This is a genomic window from Methylobacterium sp. A52T (genome assembly GCF_053346095.1).
Map to the genome: position 1 here is coordinate 1 of NZ_JBKFBI010000030.1, position 24,349 is coordinate 24,349.

Below are 24,349 nucleotides of genomic sequence, written 5' to 3' on the forward strand. Positions count from 1 at the left end.
CGGCCGCCCGGGCGGCCGCGCGCTCGCCCGCCGTGGCGCCCTGGTCGGCGAGCGCGAGGCACTTCTCGAACCGGTCCCGGTCGGCGGGCGTCATGGGCGACGTCATGGGCAGCGTCTTATCGCCGAGTCGACCCGCCTGTCCCGTCGCATCGGATCCGTCGATTCGGTTTCGCGCCGGCCTCCGTGCCGGTCAGGCCGCCGCGGCCGCGCGTCTCGCCGGCCGTCCGGCCCCGCGACCTGCGCGGCTAAGTCTGGGCGCGTCCGTTCCCGCCCGGCCCGATCGCCGGCCGTCCGGCCCCGTCCGGCAGGCCGCCGAGCACCACGAGGATCCGTCCCAGGAGCGCCCGCGAGTGCCGCGCGCCGCTGCCGATGGCCGAGAGGTCCGGCCGGCCCGCACGGGCCTCGTAGGCCGCGCGCAGCCGGTCGAGCTGCCGCCTGCGCGTCTCGGGATCGCTGGAACCCATGGCCCATCCTCCCGGCGGGCCCTGGCTCGCGGTGCGCCCCCGCGAACGAGCCTTCGACCATCCCGAGTCGGGGAGTTGGAAAACCGTGTCTGAACGGTCCCTACGACCTTTAGCGCCGGAACGCCTGGACATACGCCGCAGGCTCCCCGACCGTGTGGCCAAGGATACGGGTGCCGTTGTGGTCGGCACCGACCATCAGACAGGGGGTTCCACGCCCCAGGGCCGCGCGTACGGCCCCGCTGGCCTTCTAGTCGCCTCTAGGAAGGAAATCCAGCCCGGCGTGCCGCGCCGCGCTCGAGTCGGCGGAAACCGCCGTCGATCAGGAGCGCCAGCGCGGACACGGCGAGGCCGCCCTGCAGGACGTAGGCGGTGTTGCCGGTCAGCAGGCCGGAGATGATCACCTCCCCGAGGGTGCTGGCGGCGACCGTCGAGCCGATGGTCGCCGTCGCCAGCCCGATGACCGCGGTGAGGCGGATCCCCGACAGGATCATCGGCAGCGCCAGGGGCAGCTCGACGCGGACGAGTCGCTGCCGGTCGGTCAGCCCCATGCCGCGGGCGGCCTCCATCAGCGCCGGGTCGAGATCCTCGAGCCCGGTGAGCGCGGTCTCGAAGATCGGCAGGAGCCCGTAGAGGACGAGGGCGATCAGGGTCGGGACCGCGCCGAACCCGAGGATCGGCACGGCCAGGGCCAGGACCGCGACGGGCGGGAAGGTCTGCCCGATCCGGGCCACCGACCGGGCGAAGGGCAGCACGTCGCGGCCGGCCGGGCGCGTGGCCGCGACCGCGAGGCCGAGGGCGATCACGGCCGCGGTCGCGGTCGCGGCGGCGACGAGCAGGAGGTGGTTGGCGGCGAGCGTCAGCAGCGGCGTCTGGGCGTAGATCGGCGGCGTGTCGCCGGGGGCGAAGGGCCGGAACAGGGGCGCGAACCACCCCGGAGCGACCAGGAACGCCCCGAGCAGGGCGAGGAGCGCGGCCCGGGCGATCTGCGCGGCGCGGATCACGGCCGGGCGCCCCGCGCCTCGAGGGCCTCCCGCGTCACCCGGCCCAGGACGACGCCGTCGCGGCTGACCGGCAGGGCCGGGCGCCGGGACCACAGGCTCTCGGCGAGGGCGGCCCGCACCGTGGTTCCGGCCGGGATGGGCGGGCCCGGCGCCGGGCCGGGCTCGATGAGATCGTCCACGGCGCGCAGGGCCATGAGCTGGAAGGCGCGGTCGCCGCTGCCGAGGAGGGCGCCGACGAAGGCGGTGGCGGGCGCGCAGACGAGGTCCGCCGGGGCGGCCTCCTGCACGAGGCGCCCGCCATCCATCACGGCGACCCGGTCGCCGAGATGCAGGGCCTCGGTCATGTCGTGAGTCACCAGCACGATCGTGGTGCCGTAGCGCGCCTGGATCGCCAGCAGGTCCGCCTGCGCCCGCCCGCGGATGATCGGATCGAGGGCGCCGAAGGGCTCGTCCATGAGCAGGATCGGCGGCTCGGCCGCGAGCGCCCGGGCGACCCCGATCCGCTGCTGCTCGCCGCCCGAGAGCGCCGCCGGCAGGCGGTCCCGGTAGATCGCCGGATCGAGGTTGAACAGGCCGAGGAGTTCGTCGACCCGCGCGGCGATCCGCCGGCGGTCCCAGCCGACGAGCTTCGGCACCACCGCGATGTTCTCCGCGACCGTGCGGTGGGGGAACAGCCCGTGGCCCTGGATGGCGTAGCCGATCCCGCGCCGCAGCAGGTGCGGCGGCACCTCCCGGACGTCCCGGCCGGCGATCCGGACCGTCCCGGCGCTCGGCTCGATCAGGCGGTTGATCATCCGCAGCAGGGTGGTCTTGCCCGATCCCGAGGTGCCGACCACCGTCAGGATCGCCCCGGTCTCGACCCGCAGGGTGACGTCCGCCACCACCGTGCGCCCCTCGAAGACGCGGCTCACCCCGGCGAGGTCGATCATAGGATCCGCTCCGCCGCGCGGCCGCGGCTCAGGTCGATGACGGCGTCGAGCAGCACCGCGGCGCCGGTCGCCATGGCGACGGTCGGCAGCGCGCCGAGCAGGACGAGGTCGCCCGCGTTCTGGCTGATGCCCTGGAAGACGAACACGCCGAGGCCGCCGCCGCCCACGAGGCCCGCGATCACCGCGAGACCGATGTTCTGGACGAGGACGATCCGGATCCCGGTCAGGATCGCCGGGAGGGCGAGGGGCAGGTCTACCTGGAACAGCCGCTGGCGCGCGGTCATGCCGACGCCCCGGGCGGCGTCGCGCACCGGCCGGGGCACCGCGTCGAGGCCCGCGACGGTCGCGGCGACCACCGGCAGGAGCGCGTAGGCGAACAGCGCCACGAAGGCCGGCGCGGCACCGATCCCCGCGATGCCGAGGGCGGCCGCGCCCGGCACCTCCCGGCCGATCCAGGCCAGGGGCGCGATCAGCATGCCGAACAGGGCCATGGACGGGACGGTCTGCACGACGTTGAGGCCCGTGAGCAGGCCCGCCCGCGCGGGCGCGACCGGGCGGGCCAGCACGGCCGCCGGGATCCCGACGGCGGCGGCGGCCGCCACCGAGGCGAGGGCGAGGGCGGCGTGGGTCCGCAACTCCCGGCCGAACGTGTCGGAGCGGCCGGCATATTCCCGCAGGACCGAGAGGTTGTCCCAGAAGCCGGTGCGCAGGGCGAGCCCCGTCGCGGCGACCAGCAGGGCGAGCGCGGCGATCCGCAGGAGCGGTCCCGGCCGCAGCCGCGCCAGCCCGTCGCCGGCCGCGAGGGCCGCCGTGACGAAGGCGAGCCACCAGCCCGCGTCCGGCGAGACCCGGCCGTACCGGTCGCCCGGCGCGGTCAGGTGGTCGGCCGCCCAGCCGGCCGCGAGGCCGAGCAGCAGCAGGATCGCGGCGGCGGCGGCCAGCCGCAGGATCGGCGCCGACCGCAGGACCAGCGGCGGCAGCGCGAGGGCGACGACGCCCCCGAGGAGGAGCGCCGCGCCGGGGGGGAGCGCCGACCACGCCGTCAGCGCGGTGCCGGCCGCGATCCGGTTCGGCCGGACCGTCATCAGCGGCAGGGCGAGCAGGCTCAGGGCCAGGACGGCCGCGAAGGCCGCACCCAGCGGGTCGACGCCCGGGCGAAGCCGCCCGGTCGCGAGGGAATGCCCCATCCTCACGCTGCGGCGGCGCCCGGGGGCGCGACGAGGGACGGAAATGCGGCGGATCTCATGAGGCGGGTCACCGGCGTCGCGACGCTCTCGGGCGCCCCGCCGCGCATCCTTGCCGGCGGAGCCCCGGCTTGTCGACGCGGGATCCCGCGGGCGGCGGACGGCTCCGCCCGCGAGGGCGCGTCGCGCCGCGCTGTCCGCGCGGCCTGCTCACCGCACGAACCCGTTCCGCCGGAGGAAGTCCGCCGCGACCGCGGAGGCCGGCTCGCCGCCGATCTGGACCCGGCCGTTGAGATCCCGGAGCGTGGCCAGATCGAGCCTGCGGAAGATCGGGTCCAGCACCGCGGCGATCTCCGGATGGGCCTTGAGGACCGCGCCGCGGACCACCGGCGCCGGCTGGTAGACCGGTTGGACGCCCTTGTCGTCGTCCAGCATGACGAGGCGCGCGACCGCCATGCTGCCGTCGGTGCCGAACACCATGGCGGCGTTCGTGCCGGAGGTGCCCCGCGCCGCCGCCGCGATCGTCGCGGCCGTGTCGCCGCCGGCCAGGATGACGAGCTGGTCCGGCCGGAGAGTGAAGCCGTAGGCCCGGCCGAAGGCCGGCAGCGCCCCCGGGCTGGTCACGAATTCCGACGAGGCGGCGAGCTTGATCGCGCCGCCGCCCGCCACGTAGCGGCCGAAGTCGCTCATGGTCCTCAGGCCCGCGGCCCGCGCGATCTCCTCGCGCACCGCGATCGCCCAGGTGTTGTTGGCCGAGGCGGGCGTCAGCCAGACGAGGTCGTTGGCCGCGCGATCCAGGTCCCGGGCCGTGCGGTAGGCCGCCGCCGGGTCCTTCCAGACCGGGAGATCGGCCTTCCCGAAGAAGAACGCCGCGTTGCCGGTGTATTCGGGATAGATGTCGATCTGCCCCTCGATCAGGGCCTGGCGGACGATCGCGGTGGCGCCGAGCTGAATCTTGTCGACGGTCGGCAGGCCCCGGGCCTGGAGCGCCTGCAGGATGATATTCCCGAGCACCCCGCCCTCCGTGTCGAGCTTGGAGGCGACGACGATCCCGGCCGCCAGTGCGCCGGGCGCGGGCGCGCACTGGGCGGCCAGCAGCGCGAGCCCTGCCGCGACGAGCCCCGCCCGGATCCGCTTCACCATGCCCTCCGGGTCTGCCCCGCGCCCCGTCGGTCCGGTCGGGCGCACGCCGTCCGACATCTAGGGCCGGTCCCGATCAAGTTGAGGCGGAGCGCGCCGCGCCTGTGCCCCACGGGAGAGAGGGCATGGCGCGACTGACTCCGCCCGAATCGTCGTCCGTCCGGGCCGCGGCGCCACGGTCGGGGACAGCTCTCGGGCCGCTGCCGCGGCGTGATTCGGCGCCCGGACCCGGTCGACAGCCGCGTCTCCCGCACCGGACCGCTCCGGCGTCGCGCGCCGCGCGACCCCCGCGAAGACCCCGGCGCCCAGCGAGTCCAATCGGGGCCGTATCAAATCAACACATTCCCGTTAACGCTGTTTAACCTTTACACGATCCTTCCGCGAACGATCCTGGCTTTGAAGATATAATCTTGAGTACATGCTTTGTGTCGAAAGGAGGGGGGATATGTCGTATTCGATTCTGGTTCGCGATCTCACCCGCGAGACCGGCGGTACTCCCAAACTTCTGGCCTACGACATTCACGACCGCTCGGCGGCCGAGACTCTCGTGTCGGTGATCGCCACTTCGTACCAGGATCACGGTTTCAATCCAGCGACCCGCGTCCACTGGTTTCGCCACGCGGGCGGCCTGCGCGAGATCTTCACGTGGCCGCGGTCGTGACCGGCGGCGCGCGGGCTCAGGTGCCGCAGAAGGTCCGGTAGCCGACGCCGCCGCCCGCGGGCGCCTCCGCGAAGGCGGCGTGGTCCGGCTGGTCGTCGTAGGGGCGGGCCAGCACGGCGAGGAGCGTCGCGAACGGCGCGAAGTCGTCCCGCTCCACGGCGGCCTCGATCATCGCCTCGACCCGGTGGTTGCGCGGGATGAAGGCCGGGTTCTCCCGGCGCATCGCGGCGGCGGTCTCGGCCGGGTCGCGCGCCTGCTGCGCCAGCCGCGCGCGCCACGCGGCCGCCCAGGCATCGTAGCGCGTCGGGTCGACGAACAGGTCACGCACGGCCGCGTCGGCCTCTGGCCGCGCCGCCGCGTCGCAGAGCCGGCGGAACGTCAGGGTGAAGTCGGCCTGGTTCTCGGCCATGCGCTGGAGCAGGTCGCCCGCCAGCTCGGCGTCGCCGTCGCGGGTCTCGGCGAGGCCGAGCTTGCGGGCGAGGCCGCCGTGATAGGCCGCCTCGAAGCGCGGCGCGTAGGTGGCCAGAGCCGCCTCGGCCTCGGCGACCGCGGCGTCCTCGCCATCGGCGAGGAGCGGCAGCAGGGTCTCGGCGAGGCGGGTCAGGTTCCACAGCGCGATCCGCGGCTGCTGGCCGTAGGCGTAGCGGCCGTTGCGGTCGATGGAGCTGTAGACCGTCCGGGGATCGTAGGCGTCGAGGAACGCGCAGGGCCCGTAATCGATCGTCTCGCCCGCGACCGACATGTTGTCGGTGTTCATCACCCCGTGGACGAAGCCGACGTGCAGCCAGCGGGCGACGAGGGCCGCCTGGGCCGCGACGACGCCCTCCAGCAGCGCCCGATAGGGATTGCCGGCCCCGGCGGCGTCCGGGTGGTGCCGGGCGACGACGTGGTCGGCGAGAGCCCGCAGGCCCTCGACGTCGCCCCGCGCCGCGAAGAACTGGAAGGTGCCGACCCGGATGTGGCTCGCCGCCACGCGCGTGAGGACCGCGCCCGGCAGGAGCGTCTCGCGCACCACCGGCTCGCCGGTCGTCACGGCGGCGAGGGCCCGGGTGGTCGGGATGCCGAGCGCCGCCATGGCCTCGCTGACGAGGTACTCGCGCAGGACCGGGCCGAGCGCCGCCCGCCCGTCGCCCCGCCGGGAGAACGGCGTCGGGCCCGCGCCCTTCAGCTGGATGTCGCGGCGGCGCCCGTTCCGGTCGACGACCTCGCCGAGCAGGACCGCGCGGCCGTCGCCGAGCTGCGGCACGAACTGGCCGAACTGGTGCCCGGCATAGGCCGCGGCGATCGGGTCGGCGCCGTCCGGGACCGCGTTCCCCGCGAGCGCCGCGACGCCGTCCGGGCCGGCGAGCCAGTCCGGATCGAGGCCGAGCTCTTCGGCGAGCGCGCGGTTCAGCCGGACGAGGCGCGGCGCCGCCACGGGCGTCGGCGGCCGGCGGGCGTAGAAGCGCTCCGGCAGGCGGGCGTAGCTGTTGTCGAAGGGGAGTGCCGTCATCGTCGGGATCTATGGAGCGCGGGGCCGGGGGGCAAGCCGGCGCGTCGGAGCCGCGGATCGGACGGTGCGGCCGGCGCCCGCGAGCGTGTCGGACATCGACCGGAGCCGCGGATCGCCCACCGGGGCCGGGTCATCGTCGCGCCTCTCCGCCCCCGGCTAATCCGCCGGGCGCGGGGATGTTCGCGGCCCGACCCGTTCTCAGGCGTCGGCGGGCCGGATCGCCTCGAGCGCCTCGATCCTCCGGGTGGCGGGATCGCGCGCGGCGGGGTCGGCCGTCGACCCGCGCCGCCGGGCGCGGCAGGCCAGGGCCGCGAGGGCCAGGAGGCCGCCCGCCAGAACGTCCGGCAGGTAATGACCGCCCGACCCGACGGTCGCGACGATCACGGCGGCGTTCAGCAGGACGGCCAGGGGCCCGAGGAGCGGCACCGGCGCCAGCGCCCAGGCCGTGAGGACCGCGAGGCACACGTGGAAGGACGGGAAGGTCGCGAGGCCGCGCAGGTCGCCGAGCGCCAGCGTGTGCAGGGTGCCGGCCCGCAGCCGCGCCACCGGCTCCAGGTGCCAGAGCGCGCCGACCGTCTCCAGGGGCTTGGACGGGACGACCCGCGGGGCGTAGTGGGCGTAGGGGCCGAGCGCCGGCAGCAGGGCGGCGAGGACGATCACGCACAGCAGCGTCGTGGCGAACAGCCGGATGTAGGTCCAGAGCCGGCCGAGGCGGCGGGTCGCGCTCAGCGCGATCACCACGAGCCCGACCTGCGGGCCGCTGGAATGGTAGGCGAGCGCCAGCCACCACGACAGCGTCGGGTGCCGCGCCAGGAAGGCCACGTGACCCGTCCAGTCGAAGCCGAGGGCGGCCTCGATGCGGGCCAGCGCGGGATCGACGAAGGGCAGCCCGATCCCGGCGGCGAGGAAGTGCAGGACCGCCACCGGCACCGTGAAGGCGATGAGGAAGGCGCTCGCCAGGGCCATGCCGCGCAGGGGCGGGTCGGACTTCACCGTGCTCAGGCAGGCGGCGGCGCTCAGCAGGACGAGGACGGCGAGGGCGGCGAGGGCGAAGCCCAGGGGCGCGACGGCGATGCCGGACGCCGCCATCCACACGGCGTCGACCGCGACGATCGCCAGGGTCAGGGCCCAGAGCCGCGGGTCCGGCGCGGCGATGCCGGCGCTGTGCCGGCGCAGCAGGCGCCACCAGGGACGTGCCGGGTTTCGAGGGCGGACGATGGGCGCGCGGCCGGCGTGAACGGCCCGGTCTGGACGCATGATCCGGCTCACCTCGCCCGACAGGGCCGACGCGCGGCCGGGACGAGGCTCGGCCGCGACGGGGGACGTGGCCACCGGCCGCGTGGCGGCGGCGGGCGGACAGGGTTGGGGGTGCGGGGGCGGGCTTTACCGGCCGGTCGTCGGGGCGTCGCCGGTGGCCGGGGGCTTGCCGGTGCCGACCGCGCCCTCCGTCGGCGGCACGGCGGAGGGATGCGTGACGGCCTCCGTCGCGGTCTTGCCCGGATCCTTGGTGTCGGCCGCCGGCTTCGGCGCGGTCTCGGCCGGTGGCGCCGCCCCGGGGCCGGGCCGATCCTGCGCCCGGGCCGCGGCCGGAAGGGCGGCCAGCGTGGCGGCGGCGAGGAGGAGGGCGGGGATCGATCGGGTCAAGCGTGGCTCCGTCGCGCGGTCGTGCGTTCAACCGGCCCAACGGCTGGCCGCAGGCGTCGTTCCGACGCGCGCCGGTCCGGGACCGGCCGGGAGGTGACGGGTGGGTCCGGCCAGGCCGTACCCGGTCCCGTCATCTCAGGTCCTGGCGCGCGGGGCGCCGGCAGTGCGCGCGCCGGGGCGCGCGGCCTGGGCCCTCACGCCTCCGCGGCGGCCTTCCGGGTCTTGCGGCCCTTGGGAGCCTTCGTGCCGGCGCCGGCCTCCGCCGCGACGGTCTCCGCGGGCTCGCTCCGCTTGGCGGCCGGGCCGCGTCGCTTGTGGCCGAGGCCGGCGTTGCGGGCGAACTCGGCGCGCATCGCCGAGTAGTTGGACGCGGTCGTCGGGTAGTCCGGCGGCAGCCCGTAGCGCTGCCGGTACTGCTCGATCGTCATGCCGTTGCCGGTGAGATGCCGCTTGAGCGTCTTGTACGGCTTGCCGTCGATGAAGCTGATCAGGGCGTCGGGCGTGATCGACTTCTTGATCTGCGCGGGCGTCGCCTTCTTGAATTCGGGCTCCGACGTGACCGTCGCGTGCCCGAGACCGGCCAGCGCGGCGTGGACGCCGGACAGCAGCGACGGGAGGTCGGGAACCGGAACGGAGTTGTTGGCGACATAAGCCGAAACAATATCGGCGGTCAGCTCGACGAAATCGATCGGGTCCTGATGCGGTGCAGGATTGCTATCTTCCATGGGCGCCTCTCACGTGGGAGTGATCCATGAACGTGCATTCGCTTCTCGACAGTCAAGTCCTTATCTGCACGAAGATAACCCATTATGCCTGTTATCTACCGAATGGAGTGGCGAATACCAACATAGATCAGTGACGCATTTCGTGCCGGATCTTTCGCCCGCCGGCACCCCGACTGCCGGATCCTCGGGCGCCTCCGGCCGCCCCCGACCGGCCGGACCGGGCGGGGCCTTTTCACAAAGCGTTAACCCTGACCGTGGTCACTGACAGGGTCGCTCCGGCTTTGGGGGTAAGAAGCCGAACGACAGGCGGGCCGAGCCCTGCCCCTCCATGCTCGGCCCGCGCCCTCGCGCCGCGGCGACGCTCAGGCGTTGGCCGCGGTCCCGATCGGCGTGGCGATCGCGCCGCGCGTCCCGGGCGGGATGACGGCCTGCAGGACCCGCGCGGGCCCGGCCGCGTAGTCGGCGCGGCAGCTGCGCTCGAGGGTCATCAGGGTGCGCATCGGCGCCTCGGCGAGGTCGAGGAGGCGGGCGTCGCGCCAGCGGAGCTTGGTGAGGCCGGTGCGGCTGAACCACCGCGGCCTCTCTTCCTCGACGAGCAGGACCAGCTTGCCCGTCCACGTCTTGCGGAACCAGAACCGTCCCGTGAGCTTGGCCGCGCCGAACATGCAGCACCTCGCGTGAGAGCCCCTTGAGGCAACGCGGGTCAAGCTCGGCGGTTTCCGCGCGCGGCCCGTCGTCCGGCACCGGGCCGGCGCCGCGCCCATGCGTCGGCGGCATGGGCCCGACGGCGGACACGGCTCAGCCGCAGGTGCGGTCGCCCAGATCGCGGCCGGCCAGGGTGGTGCCGGCCACGGTGCCGCCGGCGCGGGCGCGGTCGGCCAGGATCGCGAGCGGGCGGCCCGCCAGGGCGCCGACGAGCCCGGCGGCGGCCTTGATCAGGAAGTCGTCGAACCGGCCGTGGCGGGTTCCGGTGAGGGTCTGGCCGGCTTCCAGGCCGCCGGCCAGGACGACGCTGCCCGCCAGGATCCAGAGCCAGTGCCGCGGGTAGGCCACCGTCATGAGCAGCCCGGCCAGAGCGTAGGCCGCGACGCGCTCGTAGCTGGGATTGGCCGTGACCACCGGGCGGAGGCCGATCGGCACCAGCGTGATCGCGGCGATCAGCGCCACCAGGATCCAGGCCGCGACCCGTATCAGGCCGTGCCACTGCGCGTTCGATCTCAGCATCGCGGAAACGTAACCTCGCGGCGACGGCGGCCGCGTACAACGATGGCGCGCCGCCCGACGTATCATAACGACGGCCGGGGACCGGAACATCTGATCATGCGTGGTACTCTGGTCGTCGCGACCCTTCTCGCCTTCGCGGCGATGCCGGCCGCCATCGCGGCCAATCCGGTGCGGGACGTGCTCTGGGTGGCGCTGCAGGGCTGCGTGCTCGCCAAGAAGGCCGCGGGCCGGAGCTTTCCCTGCCTCGCGGTCGATCTCGGCGACGCGGCGCGCCCGGGAACGGCGGTGCTGCGGGCGCCGGGCCAGCCCACCCACACGGTGGTGATGCCCACCGACAGCGTCTCGGGCATCGAGGCCCCCGTGCTCCAGGGACCGCGGGGAGCGGCCTACTGGCGAGCGGCGCTCGCGGCCCGGCACTACGTGTCGGACGCGCTGCAGGGCCGCCTGCCCCCCTCCGCGGTGGGCCTGGAGGTGAATTCCGTGGGCGGCCGCAGCCAGGATCAGCTGCACATCCATCTCGACTGCATGCGCCGGAGCGTCACGGCGGCCCTGAAGGCCCACGGCGACGCCGTCGGCGACAGCTGGGCCCCGTTCCCGGTGCCGCTCGCAGAGGTGTCCTACCTCGCCATGCGGGTTCCGGCGGACGCGGTCGCGGCGTTCAACCCGTTCGCCGCGCTGGCCCGCGTGCCCGGCTGGCAGGGCCACCTGCACGACGCGAGCTTCGCGGCGGTGGAGGCCGATCCCGGGGATCCGCGGGGCGGGATGATCCTGCTCGCCTATCGGGAGCCTGAGGCCAGCGCCGAGTACCTGATGGATCACGGCTGCCGGGTGGCCAGGCACGGCCGGGCCGGCTGACCGGCCCCCGCGCCGAGCCGACCCGAGCCGCGGCCACTGTTGCTGCTACGTTCTATCCCCCCGGGGTGCGAATCGGGCATAGAGCGAGCATGCGCATGCCGGTGCTCAGCTTGTCCGCGATGCTCCTCCTGACCACCGGACCCGCGGTTGCGGGGCCGGCCGCCGGAGCCACCGATCCGGCCGAGCTTGAGCGCGCGTGGCACCGCTGCCTGCGGGACGCCACGGGGCATCAACCTACGGGGCAGAGCCGCGCCGGCGACGAGCGCAACGCCCTCGACGAGTGCAAGAGCCGCGAGGATGCCCTGGTGGCGGCCCTGATGTCCGGCGCGCGCCCGGCGAACGCCCGCACCGGCACGGTGTGGTCGCGGACCTGGGCGGCGTTCGTGGAGCCGCTCACCGCGTGGCTCGGCGCGCTGCGGCGCTGAGCGCGACGCGGTCTCCACGCCGATCGTGCCGGGTGATACGGCGTCAGGCGCCGCCGATGCCGGTCGTCACCGTGCCGCTGCCCCGGCATTCGGAGCACTGCGCGTCGGCGACCTTGCCGGTGCCGCCGCAGGTCCGGCACAGGTTCTCCCCGGTGCCCGGCGTGCCGGGCGGGGCCTCGTCCCCGGGTTTGCGCGGATCCGCCTCGGCCATCGTCAGCCCTCTCCGGACGCCCGTTCCTGACCGGCAAACCGTGTCGGTCCGGCGCTGTTCCCGGTCGCGTGCGTCGTCGAGGCTCGGTGCCGTCCGCGGCGTCGCACCGCGCACGGCCTGGCGAACCGCGGCCCGCGCGGGCCGTTGGCCGACCATGAGCGATCAGAACTCCAAGCCGCACCCGGATCCCGTCACCGAGGCGCGTCGGCGCGAGATGGCGACCGAGCATCTCCTGTTCGGGACGATGCGGTTCCTGGCGCGGCAGAACCCGGAGCTGCTGGACGAGCTCGAGGGCAGCCTCGTCCACCTGTGGGATACGGTCGAGGGCGAGGCGCGGGACGATGAGGCCGTGCGCACCATCGCCCGGCGCATGCTCAAGGGGCTGCGGGCCGAGCAATGATCGGCCCGGCCCGGCTCACCGCTGGGCGGCGTCGGTCACCTTGATGGTCGGGATCATCGCCACGGCCTGCGCGGTCACGCGGTCGAACGTCTCCCCGGTCAGCCCCCGCTCCGTCGCGAGCTTCCGGATCCGGTCCGCGTGCTGCGAGAGGGTCAGGCCGAAATAGGTCTTCTCTGCCGCCTGTTCGACAGACTCGTTTGCCACGTGTTCACTCCTGTTCATGGTCGGTGAGGCGCGCTGATTTGGGCCAGGGCGGCCGGGGCTTCAACCCCCGGCCGCGGCCACCGCACCCCGGCCATGAACCGCGGTCATGGCCGGGACGCCGTCTGGCCGACGCCGGCTCGCCCTATCAGCGGTTGCAGCCGATGCAGATGCCGCGGGTGATCGCGTCGTTGCGCTCCTCGACGGCGTCGCGGCGCTCGATGCTGCCGGTCTCGTTCGGGCCGAGGGCGCCGGGATTGGGCACCGTCTGGCCGGTCGCGGCGGTGTGGGGCGCCTTGGCGGTGGTGGCGGGCCCGCCGCCGGTGCCCGTCTGGCTCACCGGGTCGGCCCAGGCGGTGACGGAGGCCAGGGTCAGGGCGGCGGCCATGGCGAGAGTCGCGGATCTGCGCATGTGAAGCTCCCAGCACTGCGTGCGTCGGTCTGTGCGAAACTGACGCACGCGCGCGCGAGAAGTTCCCGCCTCCGCGCGCGATCGGCACCTCGGCGCGAGTCGTTCGCTGGCTGAATGCGGCCGTTCACCTTCGGGCGTAACGGCTAAGCCATTTTGAGAACTGTCTTCGCTTCTGAATTCGGGAATCGTGGTGCTGTAACATTCGGAGGCGTACGTCATGAACCCGACCGTCAAGGCCGTGCTGCTGAACGAACGGGCCTCTGTGCTCTCGGCGATCGCGGCGCGTCAGGGCACCGTCTCCGACCTCCTCGTGCAGATCAACGGCGTCGAGAACGATATCTGGCGGCTGCGCCACCGCCTCATCGACATCGAGGCGTACCTGGTCGGGCACCGCGTCGAGCTGCCGGATCCCGGCGAAGGGCAGACGGAGCATGCGGACGGGACGGAGGTTCTCGTTCCGCGCAATGCGGCGCCCCAGGCCGCGACCCGGTCGGTCGAGGTGATCGGCCTGCCGACCTGCAAGCCCCTCGGCGATTTCGTCCGCCCGAAGACGTCCGCGCGGAAGGCCCAGGCGGCCGCCGGGCCCCGCCAGGTCGAGACCGCCTGAGGTCGTTCCGGGGATCACGCCCATGCACCGCATCCGCCTCGCCCTTCGGCGGCGGGCCCCCGTGCCGCCGGCGCCGGCGCTGCCCGAGAGCCTGACCCGCTACGTGTCGCCGCCGGCTCCCGAGGCCGGCTTGATCACCGCGCCGCTCCGGGACATCGGCATGGCGCTGCTGGTCGGTGTCGTCGTCGCGCTCGTCGGCGGCCGGATTCTCGAAGCCTGGTAGCCGGTCCTGACTGTGTCCCGGCCATGGCCTATGAGGATCGGTGAGGATCCCGAGGGGGTGGACGGATGGGCAACGGCGACGGCAGCGGCGCGCCGAGCGCGAAGATCGCGGAGGTTCAGCGCCTGGCCACGGCGCTCGCGGCGCGCGTGCGCTACGCGCAGCTGGTGGGCCGGCCGGTCTACGAGGCGCAGATCTCCGCGCTGGTCGGCGCGGCCCGCCTGATGGATGAGGAGAGGGCCCCCTGGCCGCCGATGGTGGAGGAGGTGCTGACCGAGCTCGCCCGCGCGATCGAGGGGACCGAACCCGCCGCGGAGGGCGAGGCGGACGATCCTGGGGGAGACCCGGCGAAGGACGCGTCCGGACAGCCCTGAGCGCACCGCTCCCGCCGCCACACCCCTGTCGCCAGCCCCGTCGCCACCCTTGTACCGATCATCCCGCGACCGCGGCGGGCCTCCGGCCGGGATCGCCCGGAGACTGGCTGCGTCTATCGCACGCCCTCAGCCAGATGGCGGCATCCAGCACGACGACGGGCGCCACCGCCAGGGCCGCTGCCAGGGTGCGGTTGCGCCGAGGGTTCGAGGGCGTGGCGCGGGCCGCCAGCAGGCCGGCGTCGAGGAGATCCCCGCCCACCCGCAGGCCGAGATGCCGCTCCGGCTCGGCGGCAGCCAGGATCGCCGCGCCTGAGGCGATCTCGCGCAGGCCGTAGAGCTGGATCAGGCCCTCGTGGCCGTCGAGGCCGGTCGCGGCGGCGACGCGCCGGGGCGTGAAGGTCTCGGCGAGGCCGAGCGCGATCCCGAACCAAGCCAGCCCGCGGGCCATCTGCCTGTCATCCATCTGCGATCCTGCCCTGCGCGACCACCGGTCCATGGTTGGCCAACCGGGCGGTCCCGGCCGTGTTCCGGACCGCCGCGAGGCCGGAACTTCGGGGCGAAGGGCTGATTGATCAGGGTGCCGGCACGGAGATCCGCCCCGTCGCCGCGGTGCGACGATCGCCTCCGGTCGCACGCCCTCAACCCGCTCGCGTCGTGAAGGCGATGGCCGCATGATCCTGAGCCTGCAGGCCGTGCAGGTCGCGACCGGCAGCGACGATGCCGAGAGTCAGCTCGTCTTCGCCGACGGGTTCCTGGTCGCGGTCCTGGTCCGTCTCTCGGCGCAGCACGGGGCCGATGCCGGGAAGTGGTTCCTCGAAGCCGGGTTCGGCCCGATCGATCCCCTCGCGCCGCCGCTGTTCGCGGACCTGCCGGCGGCCCGGGCCTGGATCATGCGGCAGCTGATCGCCGCAGCCTGACGGCGGCGACGGCGATTTTCGGGGTGATCCTCGGGGTAATCCTCAGGACGGCGTCCCGAGCCAGCGGAGCGAGCGTCTCAGCCGGGCCGCACCGTCCGCGGCGAACCAGAGTCCGTGCGCGAACACGACCCGTTCCGGCGCCAGGCCGACGAGATCCGCGGCCGCCCGCGCGGCGTCGCGCCGCCGGAGGCTGATCACGAGGCGCAGGTAGGGCGGCGGCTCGCCGTGCGGCGGCGTCATGCGGGCGAGGCGCAGGAGCGGACGCAGCAGCGCCGGCATCTTCGCGGGCTCCAGGTTGAGGACGAGGTCGGTCAGGATCAGCGTGCGGCTCGCGCCGTGGAAGAACGCGACTTCCCGGAAGCCGAACCCGCCCGGCACGACGACCTGGCGCAGGTCCGCCGCCCAGTCGGGCGGCGGCGCATCCTCCAGGACCCGGTCGACGCGCAGCCCGGCGCGGCGGACCTGACGACGCTCGCGCAGGTTGGGGGCTGCCCAGGTCAGGGCCTCCGGACACTGGGTCTGCCAGTCCTTCAGGAAGGTCCAGTGGGCGATGTTCGGCGCGACCAGGTGACGGATCGGTCCGAGCGCGGCGATCGCGCGGTGCAGGCCCGCGTCGTAGCGCGTGGGGGAGTGCAGCCAGACCGATCCGTCCCCGAGACGGACGACGGTCATCCGGACCGGCAGGGGGATGCCGAGGGCGCGGAGCGGCCCGCTGTCGACGATCCAGAAGCCTTCGGCCACCGGCTTGAGCACGTCGAGGGGCGGATAGGTCGCGTCCGGCAAATCCCGCTCTCTTTATCGGCCGCGGGACGTCACGCCCCCGCACCTGTGCAACGGCGGGGCCGCGGCGGATTTCCCGGATCGATCGCCGCAGGCCCGGGGCGCCTCACGCCCGCGCGCAGTCGGGCGCGACCGGCTCCATCGGCGGGACCGGGGCGGCGCGCAGCAGCGCGATCGCGAGACCGAGGATCGTCAGCACGTCGCAGGTCAGTCCGAAGACCGAGCCCACCAGGAGATTGTGCCCGGCCCAGCACAGGGAGGCGCCGAGGAAGAGCTGCCGCATCGCCTGCGGCGCCGCCTGGAGCCGCGCGCCGGTGGCGAGCAGCGAGCCCGCGGCCGCGCAGGCCGACGGCCAGCCGTTCCACGTGGCCGCCGTCAGGCACGCCGCCGCGAGGGTGCTCGCGGCGAAGACGGGCGGCACCCAGCCGCCCCGGCCGGGCGCGCCGACGCAGCGGAGGGAGACGAGGCTCTGCAGCACCGAGATGGCGCACATCGCCGTCCCGGTGAGCGCCCCGAGCGTCAGGTAATGCGCGCCGAAGCAGGCGGCACAGGCCGCCGAGGCCGCGAGGATCCAGGCGCGCCGCGGCATCACCCCCGCAGTAAAGCCCAGGATCAGGCCCAGGGACCCGAACAGATCGAGATGCGTCGCGGCGGCGGCGGACCAGGAATACAGGAATGATGCGGCGTTCATCGTGCGCGACCGGCCGGCGCGGGGGCGCCGTTTCAGTCGATCGCGCTAGGATCGCCCGGTAATCGGATGGTTAACGCCGCCTCGGGCGACGATCGCGACCCGGCGAGCGTGGCCGCGCCGCCGCACCGCGGTCCCGCGCGGCGAGCCGCCGTGCCCGCATGTCGGTGGGCCCGACCATCGGTCATTCAGTGTGTCGATCGGCCTTATGTGAGTATTCAATCAAAACAAGATATCTGAACTCTGAGATTAACATAGATCAGGGGCCGATCTGCGCGTATTGCGTGGGGAACAATGCCTGCTTCCTCCGGTTCTCCGGGCATTCGAGTCGGGACGACACCGCGGCCGGTCGGGCGGGGGTGCGCGCGCGCCCGCTACCGGTGGTGTGAACCGACGCACAGATGCAGCTTCCCACGTATGACGATCACCATCCCGTCGCCGCGCGGTTCCGGGACTTCATCCGGCCTGGACGACGCCCGCATCTGCCCGGCCCTGCTCGCCTTCCTCTGTCGGTACCGCGCGGTACCGCGCGCAGCCGGGCCTGTTCCGGAGCTTCGCGGTGCTGTTCGACCCGGGACGCCCGGACGGACACCGCCGATCGCGCGTCGGGCGCCTTCGTGATGCGCCGGATGGACAGCTGAGGGCCGACCGATGACGCGTTCCGTTCCGACTGCCGTTCCGTTTCCCGAGGACGAGGAGGCGGTGCTGGCGCTGGCGCGCGCCCTGCGCGAGACCGGCTACACCTTCACCACCGTCACCCCGGCCACCCACGCCCACGTCAACGCCCGGCCGCGGAACGCCGAGGCCCGCAGCCTGCGCGACGTGTTCGGCTGGAGCCGGCCGTTCCGCGCCGACCTGGTCCCGGAGCCGATCCTGCGCCTGATGCGGGCGGCCGGCGCCGTGATCGAGGACGGCCCGCTGCTGCGGCCGACGCTGCGCGTCTCCAGCCTCGACGGCGAGCTGTTCGCCCATTCCGCGTATCCCCCGAGCGCGGCAGACGCGGTGTTCTTCGGTCCCGACACGGCGCGCTTCGCCGCGGCGGTGATCGCGCATCTCGAGGCGCGGTCGCGGCCGGTGCGCCGCGCGGTCGATATCGGCTGCGGCTCGGGCGCGGCCGGGATCTGCGTCGCCAAGCGGGCGCCGGGCGGCGAGGTGGTGCTCGTGGACATCAACCCGGCGGCCATGCGGGCGGCGCGCGTCAACGCCCGGCTCGCCGGGACCGACGGGGTCGACGTCCGCCGCAGCGACCTGCTGCGCGACGTCGGGGGGGGGTCCGCCCTCGTCGTGCCGAACCCCCCCTTCATGATCGACACGGCGGAGCGGGCCTACCGGCACGGCGGCGGCCCCCTCGGGGCCGGGCTGCCGCTCGCGGTGGCCGAGCAGGCGGCCGGGCGGCTCGCGCCCGGCGGCAGCCTCGTCCTGTTCACCGGCGCGGCCATTGTCGACGGCGTGGACCCGTTCCGCGACGCCGTGGCCGACCTCTGCGACCGGGCCGGGCTGGATTGGACCTACCGCGAGTTCGACCCGGACGCGTACGGCGAGGAACTCGCGACGCCCGCCTACGACGCGGTCGAGCGGCTCGCCCTCGTCGTCCTGACCGCCACGCGCCCGGTGACCCGGCCATGATCGACAGCTCGACCGACAGCATGACCGACAGCTCGACCGACACCTTCCTCCGGGACGCCCTCGCGGGCCTCTCCGCCGAGCCGAAGACGCTGCCGGGAAAGTATCTCTGGGACGAGACCGGCTCGGACCTGTTCGACAGGATCTGCCACAGCGCCGACTACTACCCGACCGCGCAGGAGATGACCGTCCTGCCGCAGGTCGCCGCCGACGTGGCGCGGCGGGTGCCGCCGGGGGTGACCGTCGTCGAGTTCGGCAGCGGCGCGAGCCGCAAGATCCGCACGCTCCTCGACGCGCTGCCCGAGCCGGCGGCCTACGTGGCGATCGACATCTCCGGGGCGTACCTGGAGGCCGCGATCCGGCGGCTCGCCGCCGATTACCCCGGCATCCCGATGGTCCCGGTCTGCGCGGACTACTCGCAGCCGGTCCAGCTGCCGCGAGGGGCCGGGCCGGGGGGCATCCTGGGCTTCTATCCGGGAACGAGCATCGGCAACTTCGACCCGCGCGGGGCCCGGCAGTTCCTCGAGCGCGCGCGCGCCACGCTCGGGCCGAGCCTCTTCCTCGTCGGCGCGGACGGCACCGCCGACCCGGACCGGCTGCAGCGCGCCTACGGGCGCGCCGACGGCCTCATGGCCGCGTTCCACCGCAACATCCTGACGCGGCTGAACCGGGAACTCGGCGCCGATTTCGACAGCGAGAATTTCCGGCACGCCGTGCGGATCTGCCCGGACCCGCTGCGGGTCGAGGCCCACCTCGTCGCGGCGCGGCCGGCGACCTACCGGCTGGGCGACCGGACCATCGCGTTCGCGGCCGGGGAGAGCGTCCGGACCGACACGTCGCACAAGTACCCGGCGGACGCCTTCCGGGCGCTCGCGGCCGAGAGCGGCTGGCAGCCCCGCGCCCTGTGGACCGGGGAGGGCGGAGACTTCAACCTCCACCTGCTGGAGGCGGAGGCCTGACCCAGCGTGAAGCACTTCTCCCGACGCGCTCGCGCGCGCCGGGCCAGCAGCCAGTCCGGCGGCGGGCGCTCTAGACGGCCTGGATCGGCGCGTGCTTGCCGTCGTGGGCGGAGCCCGATTCCATGCTCCGCGTCTCGCCGGCCTGCCGCTGGTCCCGGGCCGGCGGCGGGTAATCCGTCAGCGGGCGCCAGGGGGCGGCCGGGGCGCCGAGGCGCGCGCCGGACGGGCGCATGGACATCCAGACCGCGACGGCCATCCACGGGACGACGAAGAAGACGAAGGCGGCGAGCCCCACGGCGATCCTCCACAGAACGGTGACGCCGGGAGAACGCCCGAACGGCGGCCCCGGATCCGACGCGATCGGGCCTGGAGCCCGGCGCGGTCAGAACCTACAAGGATGGGCCGCTCAGCCGGACCCTCCGGACCTGATCGGCGGCCCCGCCGGGCGCGGCCCGGTCCGGACGCCCGCGCGGCGCCGCGCAGCCTGCTGGAGCGAGCAATGGCAGATCTTTCCGGAAAGACGGTCCTGGTCACGGCGGCGGGGCAGGGGATCGGGCGCGCCAGCGCGCTCGCCTTCGCCCGCGCCGGGGCGCGGGTCCACGCCACCGACATCAACGCGGACGCCCTCGCCGACCTGCGCGCCGACAACCTCAGCACCGCGACCCTCGACGTGCTGGACGCGGAGGCGGTCGGGGCCCTGGTCGCGCGCATCGGCGCGGTCGACATCCTGTTCAACTGCGCCGGCACCGTCCACGCCGGCACCATCCTGGAGATGCGCGACGACGAGCTCGACTTCGCCCTCGACCTCAACGTCAAGGCGATGATCCGCACGATCCGGGCGGTCCTGCCCGGGATGCTGGAGCGCCGCGACGGCGCCATCGTCAACATGGCCTCGGTGGCCTCCTCGGTGAAGGGCGTGCCCAACCGCTTCGCCTACGGGGTGACGAAGGCGGCGGTGATCGGCCTGACCAAGGCGGTGGCCGCCGACTATGTCGGCCACAACATCCGCTGCAACGCCATCTGCCCCGGCACTGTGGAGAGCCCGTCGCTGCAGGAGCGCATCCGCCAGCAGGGCGACTACGAGCAGACCCGCGCGGCCTTCATCGCGCGCCAGCCGATCGGCCGGCTCGGCACGCCCGAGGAGATCGCCGACCTCGCCGTCTACCTCGCGGGCGCGACCTACACGACCGGCCAGGCCGTCGTGATCGACGGCGGCTGGACGATCTGATCCGCCGGGGCGGGCGTCAGAACCGAGCGACCAGCGCCACGCCGCCGATCATCAGGGCGCCGCCGAGGACGCGCCACAACCCGGCCTCGTGGACCTTGAAGCCCACGAGGCCGAAATGGTCGAGCAGGATCGACGTGACGACGCCCGCCGTCACGATCAGGCCGAGGAAGGTGGCGGCCCCGATCCGCGCGGAGACGGAGAGCTGCGCCATCGTCAGGCCCGCGCTCATCACGCCGCCGAGCCACGCCCACCAGGGCACCTGCGCGAGGCGTTCCAGCGTCGGCCACCCGTACTGCCCCGTCACCAGCATGGCGACGCAGATCGCCGCGACGCTGACGACGAGGCTGACCACGCCGGCGAGCAGCGGCCGCGCGAGGGACTTGGCGAGGCCCGCGTTCTGGCCCGGTTCGATCGCGGTGGCGATGCCCGCGAGCAGCGCGAAGCCGTACAGGAAGAGCATGCTGAGATCCTGAGGGTGCGAGGCGTTCGGATCGACGGGCCCGTCAGAACGCCGCCACCAAGGTGACGCCCGCGACCATCAGCGCGCCGCCGAGGATGCGCCAGCGCCCGGCGCGGTGGCGCTCGAAGCCCACGAGGCCGTGATGGTCGAGGAGGATCGAGCCGACCACGCCGGCCGTGATCACGCAGCCCAGGAACGGCGCCGCGCCGACTTTCTCGGAGATGTAGAGCTGCGCCAGGACGACCGCCGCCCCGAGAATGCCGCCCGGCCAAGCCCACCAGGGCACGGGCGTGGCCGCTTCGGCCTGGGAGCGGCCGCGCAGCCGGGCGACGGCCATCGCGGCGAGGAAGCAGGCGATCGCGAGGCCGAAGCAGAACAGGCCGGCCAGCATCGGCTGCCCCGTGACCTTCGCCAGCGTGGCGTTCTGGCCCGGCTCGATGGCGTTCGCGACGCCGGCCACGAGGGCGATGCCGTAGAGATACCACTTGGACAAGGCGGCGCCTTCCCGACGAGGAGCGGACCGCACCCGGACGGGGCGGTCTGCTGCCAAACCCGCCGCCGCGCCGGGTGACTGCATCACAGGCCCGGTCGGCGCCGGGACAGATCGCCCCAGGGCTGGGCTGGGGGGGCAGGGCAGGGTGAGGCCGGGCGGGTCGGGCGCGGCGCGGGAACGTTTCCGGCCCCTCGCGTGCTGTGCCTGTGGCAGCACGAGTGAACGATGGACGCCCGCAGCCCGACGATCACGCCGACGACGCAGGACCGTCAGGCCGAGCTGACCCTGCGGGGGATCGCGCTCGGCGCGGCCATCACGGTCGTGTTCATGGCCGCCAACCTCTACATGGGCCTGAAGACCGGGATGACGTTCTCGTCCTCGATCCCGGCCGCGATGATCTCGATGGGCGCGTTCCGGCTGATGGGCGGCGCCGGCATCCTCGAGAACAACATCGTGCAGACGCAGGCCTCGGCGGCCGGCACCCTGTGCAACGTCATCCTGGCGCTCCCCGGGCTCGTCCTCGTCGGCCACTGGCACGGCTTCCCGTTCTGGCAGACCACGGCGGTCTGCCTGCTGGGCGGCCTGCTCGGCGTCGCCTTCTCGATCCCGCTCCGCCGCGCCCTCGTGTCGGGCAGCGATCTCCCCTATCCCGAGGGCATCGCCGCCGCGGAGGTGCTCAGGACCGGCCACGAGGAGCAGGGCGGCCACGGCCTGCGGGACCTGCTCGGGGCCGCCGCGGCCGCCGGGACGATCGGCCTCGCCACCACGGGGCTGAAGGTCCTGGGCGAGGGGCTCAACGGCGCGGTCAGCCTCGGCGGCGCGGTGTTCCGCACCGGGACCGGCTTCTCGCTGGCACTGGTCGGCGTCGGCTACCTCGTGGGTATCGGCGCCTGCCTCGCGCTGCTGACCGGCGTCCTGATCGCCTGGGGGATCGCGGTCCCGATCCTCACCGCCCTGTCGCCCGATCCCGCCAAGTCGGCGGGCGCGGCCGCCGAGGCGGTCTGGTCGGGCCAAGTGCGCCTCATGGGCGCCGGGATCATCGCGGTGGGCGGGCTCTGGACCGTGGGCTCGCTGGCGCGCCCGATCCTCGGGAGCATCCGCGCCGCCCTGTCGGGCAGCGGCGGTCTCGGCAAGGATCACCCGCGCGAGGACCGCGACCTGCCGATCACCTGGGTGGCCGCCGCGACCCTGGGCCTCTGCGCGCCGCTCGCGCTGCTGTTCTGGGCCTTCGCCGGGGCCGCCGACCTCGGCGGCCTGACGATCGTGCTGGCGGTGGCCGCCACCCTGTTCACCGTCCTGTTCGGCTTCCTGATGGCGGCGGCCTGCGGCTACCTCGCGGGCCTGCTGGGCTCCTCGTCGAGCCCGATCTCGGGGATCGGCATCCTGACCACGATGGCGACCGCGCTGCTCCTGCCCCTGGTCCTGGGGCATTCCGCCGGGCCCGAGGGGGACCGGTTCGTGACCGGCATGGCGCTGCTGCTGACGTCCGTGATCATCACGACCGCGTCGATCGCCAACGACAACCTGCAGGACCTGAAGACCGGGCAGGTCCTCGGCGCCACGCCCTGGCACCAGCAGGTCGCCCTCATCCTCGGCGTCGGCGTCGGCGCCGTGGTGATCGCCCCGCTCCTGTCGCTGCTCTACGAGGCCTACGGCTTCGTCGGTGCCCCCGCGCGGGACGGGCAGGACCCGGGGAGCGCCATGCCGGCGCCCCAGGCGGCCCTGATGACCCAGATCGCCAATGGCATCACGCACGGCGAGCTGCCCTGGACCATGGTGCTGATCGGCGCCGGGCTCGGGGTGGTCCTGGTGGCGGCCGAGACGTGGCTGAAGCGGCGCGACCTCACCTTCCCGGCGCTGACGGTCGGCATCGGCATGTACCTGCCGCTCTCGGTGGAGATGACGATCGCCATCGGCGGCATCCTCGGCTGGGTCGCCGAGCGCCGGCTGCGCGCCCGGGTCGGGGCCAGAGGGGACGCGAAGGGCGACGCGAAGGCCGACAGGGCGGTCGGCACCGCCCGCCGCCGGGGCGTCCTCCTCGCGTCCGGGTTCCTCGTCGGCGAGAGCTTCGTGGGCGTGCTGCTCGCCGGCACCGACCTCCTGGCGGGCCACAGCTCGGCGATCGCCGTGGCCGGCAAGGATTTCGCGCCCTACGCCACCGGGCTCGGCCTCGCGGTCTTCCTGGCGGGGCTCGCCGTCTATCTGCGGATGGTCTCGCGACCGGAAGCGGCCCCGCGGGAGGCGTGACGGATCCGCCGGCACCCCGGGCGGGTTCCCCGCAGGACGCCGTCGCCCGCGCGGCCGCGGCCTCCGCCACGCCGGAGTTGCGCATGAGAGCGGCTGACAGAGCGGCTGACACCCGCGAGCGCGTCTTCCCCGTGAGCGCCGGCATCCTGTTCGGGCTCGGCCTCGGCGGCTTCTTCGACGGGATCGTGCTGCACCAGATCCTGCAATGGCACCACATGCTGAGCAGCTGGTACCCGATCGACACGATCCCGAACCTCGAGCTGAACACCCGCTGGGATGGTCTCTTCCACAGCGCGACCTACGTGTTCGTGGTCCTCGGGCTGTTCCTCCTCTGGCGCGCCGCGCACCGCACGCACCTCTACTGGTCGAGCAAGCTGCTCGCCGGGTCGCTCCTGATCGGCTGGGGCCTGTTCAACCTCGTCGAGGGCCTGATCGACCACGAGATCCTCGGTGTGCACCACGTCAACGAGCGGGTGCCGCCCGAGCAGTGGCTCTACTGGGACATCGGCTTCCTGCTCTGGGGCGGCGCCATGCTGGCCGCGGGCCTGGGCCTCGTGGTGGTCGGCAAGGGCGAGGAGGCGTCGCTGGCGCGGAGTCCCGCGTGAGGGCCGCCGGTCCCGGCCTGCGCCCGGTCCTGCCCTGGCTCGCCCTGGCGGCCGGCCTGATCCTCGCCACCCTGCCGGCCTGGCGGCCCCTGGTCTTCGGGACCGCGCTCACCGTCGAGGATCTCCTCACGCTGCGCTGCCTGACGCGCTAAATCCCGCGTCCGGGCCCGTTCCGTAGGC

At 74.0% G+C, this 24,349-nt stretch carries 34 protein-coding genes; 14 read left to right on the plus strand and 20 right to left on the minus strand.

What is annotated here, in order from left to right; genetic code table 11:
- Positions 1 to 245: 245 nt before the first annotated feature.
- The 5 genes from ACLBYE_RS09960 to osmF all read right to left on the minus strand — a co-directional run bounded on the left by ACLBYE_RS09960 (position 246) and on the right by osmF (position 4,721).
- The gene (locus ACLBYE_RS09960) at positions 246 to 464 is read right to left on the minus strand and encodes a hypothetical protein (RefSeq protein WP_447694043.1); all 219 of its coding nucleotides are present in this window, start codon (positions 462 to 464) and stop codon (positions 246 to 248) included.
- A gap of 257 nt (positions 465 to 721) precedes the next feature.
- Positions 722 to 1,465 carry an ABC transporter permease gene (locus tag ACLBYE_RS09965; RefSeq protein WP_447694044.1) on the minus strand — a complete coding sequence of 248 codons (744 nt, stop codon included), beginning with the start codon at positions 1,463 to 1,465 and terminating at the stop codon, positions 722 to 724.
- Positions 1,462 to 2,394: an ABC transporter ATP-binding protein gene (locus ACLBYE_RS09970; protein ID WP_447694045.1), complete on the minus strand. Its 933-nt coding sequence runs from the start codon at positions 2,392 to 2,394 to the stop codon at positions 1,462 to 1,464. Before ACLBYE_RS09970 ends, ACLBYE_RS09965 begins: the two co-directional genes overlap by 4 nt.
- The gene (locus ACLBYE_RS09975) at positions 2,391 to 3,581 is read right to left on the minus strand and encodes an ABC transporter permease (RefSeq protein ID WP_447694046.1); all 1,191 of its coding nucleotides are present in this window, start codon (positions 3,579 to 3,581) and stop codon (positions 2,391 to 2,393) included. The genes ACLBYE_RS09970 and ACLBYE_RS09975 overlap by 4 nt, the downstream gene beginning before the upstream one ends.
- A gap of 207 nt (positions 3,582 to 3,788) precedes the next feature.
- Positions 3,789 to 4,721: a glycine betaine ABC transporter substrate-binding protein OsmF gene (osmF, locus tag ACLBYE_RS09980; protein ID WP_447694047.1), complete on the minus strand. Its 933-nt coding sequence runs from the start codon at positions 4,719 to 4,721 to the stop codon at positions 3,789 to 3,791.
- Positions 4,722 to 5,163: 442 nt separating this feature from the next.
- Between osmF and ACLBYE_RS09985 the strand changes: the two genes are divergently transcribed.
- On the plus strand, positions 5,164 to 5,379 hold the full coding sequence (locus tag ACLBYE_RS09985; protein ID WP_447694048.1) for a hypothetical protein: 216 nt from the start codon (positions 5,164 to 5,166) through the stop codon (positions 5,377 to 5,379).
- A 16-nt stretch (positions 5,380 to 5,395) separates the two neighbouring features.
- On the opposite strand, the gene ACLBYE_RS09990 is transcribed toward ACLBYE_RS09985, so the two are convergent.
- From ACLBYE_RS09990 to ACLBYE_RS10015, 6 genes are all read right to left on the minus strand, one after another.
- Positions 5,396 to 6,871: a protein adenylyltransferase SelO gene (locus ACLBYE_RS09990; protein WP_447694049.1), complete on the minus strand. Its 1,476-nt coding sequence runs from the start codon at positions 6,869 to 6,871 to the stop codon at positions 5,396 to 5,398.
- Between the two features lie 198 nt (positions 6,872 to 7,069).
- Complete coding sequence (locus ACLBYE_RS09995) at positions 7,070 to 8,203, minus strand: phosphatase PAP2 family protein (RefSeq protein WP_447694050.1); 1,134 nt, start codon at positions 8,201 to 8,203, stop codon at positions 7,070 to 7,072.
- Positions 8,204 to 8,254: 51 nt separating this feature from the next.
- Positions 8,255 to 8,515: a hypothetical protein gene (locus ACLBYE_RS10000; RefSeq protein WP_447694051.1), complete on the minus strand. Its 261-nt coding sequence runs from the start codon at positions 8,513 to 8,515 to the stop codon at positions 8,255 to 8,257.
- 194 nt (positions 8,516 to 8,709) lie between these two features.
- Positions 8,710 to 9,240, minus strand: a complete 531-nt coding sequence (locus ACLBYE_RS10005; protein WP_020090989.1) for a MucR family transcriptional regulator — start codon at positions 9,238 to 9,240, stop codon at positions 8,710 to 8,712.
- A gap of 362 nt (positions 9,241 to 9,602) precedes the next feature.
- Positions 9,603 to 9,905, minus strand: a complete 303-nt coding sequence (locus ACLBYE_RS10010) for a hypothetical protein (RefSeq protein WP_447694052.1) — start codon at positions 9,903 to 9,905, stop codon at positions 9,603 to 9,605.
- Positions 9,906 to 10,038: 133 nt separating this feature from the next.
- A complete protein-coding gene (locus tag ACLBYE_RS10015; protein WP_447694053.1) occupies positions 10,039 to 10,464 on the minus strand; it encodes a hypothetical protein in 426 nt (141 codons plus the stop codon).
- A 96-nt stretch (positions 10,465 to 10,560) separates the two neighbouring features.
- On the opposite strand from ACLBYE_RS10015, the gene ACLBYE_RS10020 reads away from it, so the two are divergent.
- Complete coding sequence (locus tag ACLBYE_RS10020; RefSeq protein ID WP_447694054.1) at positions 10,561 to 11,319, plus strand: CDP-diacylglycerol diphosphatase; 759 nt, start codon at positions 10,561 to 10,563, stop codon at positions 11,317 to 11,319.
- Between the two features lie 95 nt (positions 11,320 to 11,414).
- Complete coding sequence (locus ACLBYE_RS10025; protein ID WP_447694055.1) at positions 11,415 to 11,744, plus strand: hypothetical protein; 330 nt, start codon at positions 11,415 to 11,417, stop codon at positions 11,742 to 11,744.
- A 43-nt stretch (positions 11,745 to 11,787) separates the two neighbouring features.
- Here the strand turns inward: ACLBYE_RS10025 and ACLBYE_RS10030 are convergent, their stop codons facing one another.
- A complete protein-coding gene (locus ACLBYE_RS10030) occupies positions 11,788 to 11,955 on the minus strand; it encodes a hypothetical protein (RefSeq protein ID WP_165923156.1) in 168 nt (55 codons plus the stop codon).
- A 154-nt stretch (positions 11,956 to 12,109) separates the two neighbouring features.
- Between ACLBYE_RS10030 and ACLBYE_RS10035 the strand changes: the two genes are divergently transcribed.
- A complete protein-coding gene (locus tag ACLBYE_RS10035; RefSeq protein WP_447694056.1) occupies positions 12,110 to 12,355 on the plus strand; it encodes a hypothetical protein in 246 nt (81 codons plus the stop codon).
- Between the two features lie 15 nt (positions 12,356 to 12,370).
- Here ACLBYE_RS10035 and ACLBYE_RS10040 read toward each other — a convergent pair whose 3' ends face one another.
- Together ACLBYE_RS10040 and ACLBYE_RS10045 are read right to left on the minus strand one after the other, a co-directional pair.
- Complete coding sequence (locus ACLBYE_RS10040; protein WP_020090982.1) at positions 12,371 to 12,559, minus strand: hypothetical protein; 189 nt, start codon at positions 12,557 to 12,559, stop codon at positions 12,371 to 12,373.
- A 145-nt stretch (positions 12,560 to 12,704) separates the two neighbouring features.
- A complete protein-coding gene (locus ACLBYE_RS10045) occupies positions 12,705 to 12,968 on the minus strand; it encodes a hypothetical protein (RefSeq protein ID WP_026604594.1) in 264 nt (87 codons plus the stop codon).
- Positions 12,969 to 13,185: 217 nt separating this feature from the next.
- Between ACLBYE_RS10045 and ACLBYE_RS10050 the strand changes: the two genes are divergently transcribed.
- The 3 genes from ACLBYE_RS10050 (at position 13,186) to ACLBYE_RS10060 (ending at position 14,169) form a co-directional block, all read left to right on the plus strand.
- Complete coding sequence (locus ACLBYE_RS10050) at positions 13,186 to 13,575, plus strand: hypothetical protein (RefSeq protein ID WP_447694057.1); 390 nt, start codon at positions 13,186 to 13,188, stop codon at positions 13,573 to 13,575.
- A 22-nt stretch (positions 13,576 to 13,597) separates the two neighbouring features.
- Entirely contained in the window at positions 13,598 to 13,798 is a 201-nt protein-coding gene (locus ACLBYE_RS10055) for a hypothetical protein (protein WP_020090979.1), read from the plus strand.
- Positions 13,799 to 13,863: 65 nt separating this feature from the next.
- Complete coding sequence (locus ACLBYE_RS10060; protein WP_447694058.1) at positions 13,864 to 14,169, plus strand: hypothetical protein; 306 nt, start codon at positions 13,864 to 13,866, stop codon at positions 14,167 to 14,169.
- A 58-nt stretch (positions 14,170 to 14,227) separates the two neighbouring features.
- Here the strand turns inward: ACLBYE_RS10060 and ACLBYE_RS10065 are convergent, their stop codons facing one another.
- Positions 14,228 to 14,632 (minus strand): hypothetical protein, encoded by a 405-nt coding sequence (locus ACLBYE_RS10065; RefSeq protein ID WP_447694059.1) that lies wholly within the window; start codon positions 14,630 to 14,632, stop codon positions 14,228 to 14,230.
- 208 nt (positions 14,633 to 14,840) lie between these two features.
- On the opposite strand from ACLBYE_RS10065, the gene ACLBYE_RS10070 reads away from it, so the two are divergent.
- A complete protein-coding gene (locus tag ACLBYE_RS10070; protein ID WP_020090976.1) occupies positions 14,841 to 15,086 on the plus strand; it encodes a hypothetical protein in 246 nt (81 codons plus the stop codon).
- A 42-nt stretch (positions 15,087 to 15,128) separates the two neighbouring features.
- Here ACLBYE_RS10070 and ACLBYE_RS10075 read toward each other — a convergent pair whose 3' ends face one another.
- On the minus strand, positions 15,129 to 15,869 hold the full coding sequence (locus ACLBYE_RS10075) for a DUF4336 domain-containing protein (protein WP_447694060.1): 741 nt from the start codon (positions 15,867 to 15,869) through the stop codon (positions 15,129 to 15,131).
- A 103-nt stretch (positions 15,870 to 15,972) separates the two neighbouring features.
- Positions 15,973 to 16,557 (minus strand): YgjV family protein, encoded by a 585-nt coding sequence (locus ACLBYE_RS10080; RefSeq protein ID WP_020090974.1) that lies wholly within the window; start codon positions 16,555 to 16,557, stop codon positions 15,973 to 15,975.
- Positions 16,558 to 17,205: 648 nt separating this feature from the next.
- Here ACLBYE_RS10080 and ACLBYE_RS10085 point away from each other — a divergent pair.
- Positions 17,206 to 18,180: a methyltransferase gene (locus ACLBYE_RS10085; RefSeq protein ID WP_447694061.1), complete on the plus strand. Its 975-nt coding sequence runs from the start codon at positions 17,206 to 17,208 to the stop codon at positions 18,178 to 18,180.
- Positions 18,177 to 19,136, plus strand: a complete 960-nt coding sequence (egtD, locus tag ACLBYE_RS10090; RefSeq protein ID WP_447694062.1) for an L-histidine N(alpha)-methyltransferase — start codon at positions 18,177 to 18,179, stop codon at positions 19,134 to 19,136. The genes ACLBYE_RS10085 and egtD overlap by 4 nt, the downstream gene beginning before the upstream one ends.
- A 70-nt stretch (positions 19,137 to 19,206) precedes the next feature.
- Here egtD and ACLBYE_RS10095 read toward each other — a convergent pair whose 3' ends face one another.
- Positions 19,207 to 19,431, minus strand: a complete 225-nt coding sequence (locus tag ACLBYE_RS10095; RefSeq protein WP_447694063.1) for a hypothetical protein — start codon at positions 19,429 to 19,431, stop codon at positions 19,207 to 19,209.
- Between the two features lie 204 nt (positions 19,432 to 19,635).
- Between ACLBYE_RS10095 and ACLBYE_RS10100 the strand changes: the two genes are divergently transcribed.
- On the plus strand, positions 19,636 to 20,364 hold the full coding sequence (locus ACLBYE_RS10100; RefSeq protein WP_354453689.1) for an SDR family oxidoreductase: 729 nt from the start codon (positions 19,636 to 19,638) through the stop codon (positions 20,362 to 20,364).
- A gap of 16 nt (positions 20,365 to 20,380) precedes the next feature.
- Here ACLBYE_RS10100 and ACLBYE_RS10105 read toward each other — a convergent pair whose 3' ends face one another.
- Positions 20,381 to 20,824: a DMT family transporter gene (locus tag ACLBYE_RS10105; protein ID WP_447694064.1), complete on the minus strand. Its 444-nt coding sequence runs from the start codon at positions 20,822 to 20,824 to the stop codon at positions 20,381 to 20,383.
- 43 nt (positions 20,825 to 20,867) lie between these two features.
- Positions 20,868 to 21,317, minus strand: coding sequence for a DMT family transporter (locus tag ACLBYE_RS10110; RefSeq protein WP_447694065.1), 450 nt, complete (start codon positions 21,315 to 21,317; stop codon positions 20,868 to 20,870).
- 225 nt (positions 21,318 to 21,542) lie between these two features.
- Here ACLBYE_RS10110 and ACLBYE_RS10115 point away from each other — a divergent pair, with 225 nt between their 5' ends.
- The 3 genes from ACLBYE_RS10115 to ACLBYE_RS10125 all read left to right on the plus strand — a co-directional run bounded on the left by ACLBYE_RS10115 (position 21,543) and on the right by ACLBYE_RS10125 (position 24,321).
- Positions 21,543 to 23,564: an OPT family oligopeptide transporter gene (locus ACLBYE_RS10115; RefSeq protein ID WP_447694066.1), complete on the plus strand. Its 2,022-nt coding sequence runs from the start codon at positions 21,543 to 21,545 to the stop codon at positions 23,562 to 23,564.
- A gap of 83 nt (positions 23,565 to 23,647) precedes the next feature.
- Positions 23,648 to 24,169 carry a DUF2243 domain-containing protein gene (locus ACLBYE_RS10120; RefSeq protein WP_447694067.1) on the plus strand — a complete coding sequence of 174 codons (522 nt, stop codon included), beginning with the start codon at positions 23,648 to 23,650 and terminating at the stop codon, positions 24,167 to 24,169.
- Complete coding sequence (locus tag ACLBYE_RS10125; RefSeq protein ID WP_020090965.1) at positions 24,166 to 24,321, plus strand: hypothetical protein; 156 nt, start codon at positions 24,166 to 24,168, stop codon at positions 24,319 to 24,321. The genes ACLBYE_RS10120 and ACLBYE_RS10125 overlap by 4 nt, the downstream gene beginning before the upstream one ends.
- Positions 24,322 to 24,349: the final 28 nt, after the last annotated feature.

Coding starts and splice junctions, on each gene's coding strand:
- ACLBYE_RS09960 (WP_447694043.1), bottom strand. CDS start 464: ATGGGTTCCAGCGATCCCGAGACGCGCAGGCGGCAGCTCGACCGGCTG.
- ACLBYE_RS09970 (WP_447694045.1), bottom strand. CDS start 2,394: ATGATCGACCTCGCCGGGGTGAGCCGCGTCTTCGAGGGGCGCACGGTG.
- ACLBYE_RS09975 (WP_447694046.1), bottom strand. CDS start 3,581: ATGGGGCATTCCCTCGCGACCGGGCGGCTTCGCCCGGGCGTCGACCCG.
- osmF (WP_447694047.1), bottom strand. CDS start 4,721: ATGGTGAAGCGGATCCGGGCGGGGCTCGTCGCGGCAGGGCTCGCGCTG.
- ACLBYE_RS09985 (WP_447694048.1), top strand. CDS start 5,164: ATGTCGTATTCGATTCTGGTTCGCGATCTCACCCGCGAGACCGGCGGT.
- ACLBYE_RS09990 (WP_447694049.1), bottom strand. CDS start 6,871: ATGACGGCACTCCCCTTCGACAACAGCTACGCCCGCCTGCCGGAGCGC.
- ACLBYE_RS10005 (WP_020090989.1), bottom strand. CDS start 9,240: ATGGAAGATAGCAATCCTGCACCGCATCAGGACCCGATCGATTTCGTC.
- ACLBYE_RS10010 (WP_447694052.1), bottom strand. CDS start 9,905: ATGTTCGGCGCGGCCAAGCTCACGGGACGGTTCTGGTTCCGCAAGACG.
- ACLBYE_RS10015 (WP_447694053.1), bottom strand. CDS start 10,464: ATGCTGAGATCGAACGCGCAGTGGCACGGCCTGATACGGGTCGCGGCC.
- ACLBYE_RS10020 (WP_447694054.1), top strand. CDS start 10,561: ATGCGTGGTACTCTGGTCGTCGCGACCCTTCTCGCCTTCGCGGCGATG.
- ACLBYE_RS10025 (WP_447694055.1), top strand. CDS start 11,415: ATGCCGGTGCTCAGCTTGTCCGCGATGCTCCTCCTGACCACCGGACCC.
- ACLBYE_RS10030 (WP_165923156.1), bottom strand. CDS start 11,955: ATGGCCGAGGCGGATCCGCGCAAACCCGGGGACGAGGCCCCGCCCGGC.
- ACLBYE_RS10035 (WP_447694056.1), top strand. CDS start 12,110: ATGAGCGATCAGAACTCCAAGCCGCACCCGGATCCCGTCACCGAGGCG.
- ACLBYE_RS10045 (WP_026604594.1), bottom strand. CDS start 12,968: ATGCGCAGATCCGCGACTCTCGCCATGGCCGCCGCCCTGACCCTGGCC.
- ACLBYE_RS10050 (WP_447694057.1), top strand. CDS start 13,186: ATGAACCCGACCGTCAAGGCCGTGCTGCTGAACGAACGGGCCTCTGTG.
- ACLBYE_RS10055 (WP_020090979.1), top strand. CDS start 13,598: ATGCACCGCATCCGCCTCGCCCTTCGGCGGCGGGCCCCCGTGCCGCCG.
- ACLBYE_RS10060 (WP_447694058.1), top strand. CDS start 13,864: ATGGGCAACGGCGACGGCAGCGGCGCGCCGAGCGCGAAGATCGCGGAG.
- ACLBYE_RS10065 (WP_447694059.1), bottom strand. CDS start 14,632: ATGGATGACAGGCAGATGGCCCGCGGGCTGGCTTGGTTCGGGATCGCG.
- ACLBYE_RS10070 (WP_020090976.1), top strand. CDS start 14,841: ATGATCCTGAGCCTGCAGGCCGTGCAGGTCGCGACCGGCAGCGACGAT.
- ACLBYE_RS10080 (WP_020090974.1), bottom strand. CDS start 16,557: ATGAACGCCGCATCATTCCTGTATTCCTGGTCCGCCGCCGCCGCGACG.
- ACLBYE_RS10085 (WP_447694061.1), top strand. CDS start 17,206: ATGACGCGTTCCGTTCCGACTGCCGTTCCGTTTCCCGAGGACGAGGAG.
- egtD (WP_447694062.1), top strand. CDS start 18,177: ATGATCGACAGCTCGACCGACAGCATGACCGACAGCTCGACCGACACC.
- ACLBYE_RS10100 (WP_354453689.1), top strand. CDS start 19,636: ATGGCAGATCTTTCCGGAAAGACGGTCCTGGTCACGGCGGCGGGGCAG.
- ACLBYE_RS10105 (WP_447694064.1), bottom strand. CDS start 20,824: ATGCTCTTCCTGTACGGCTTCGCGCTGCTCGCGGGCATCGCCACCGCG.
- ACLBYE_RS10115 (WP_447694066.1), top strand. CDS start 21,543: ATGGACGCCCGCAGCCCGACGATCACGCCGACGACGCAGGACCGTCAG.
- ACLBYE_RS10120 (WP_447694067.1), top strand. CDS start 23,648: ATGAGAGCGGCTGACAGAGCGGCTGACACCCGCGAGCGCGTCTTCCCC.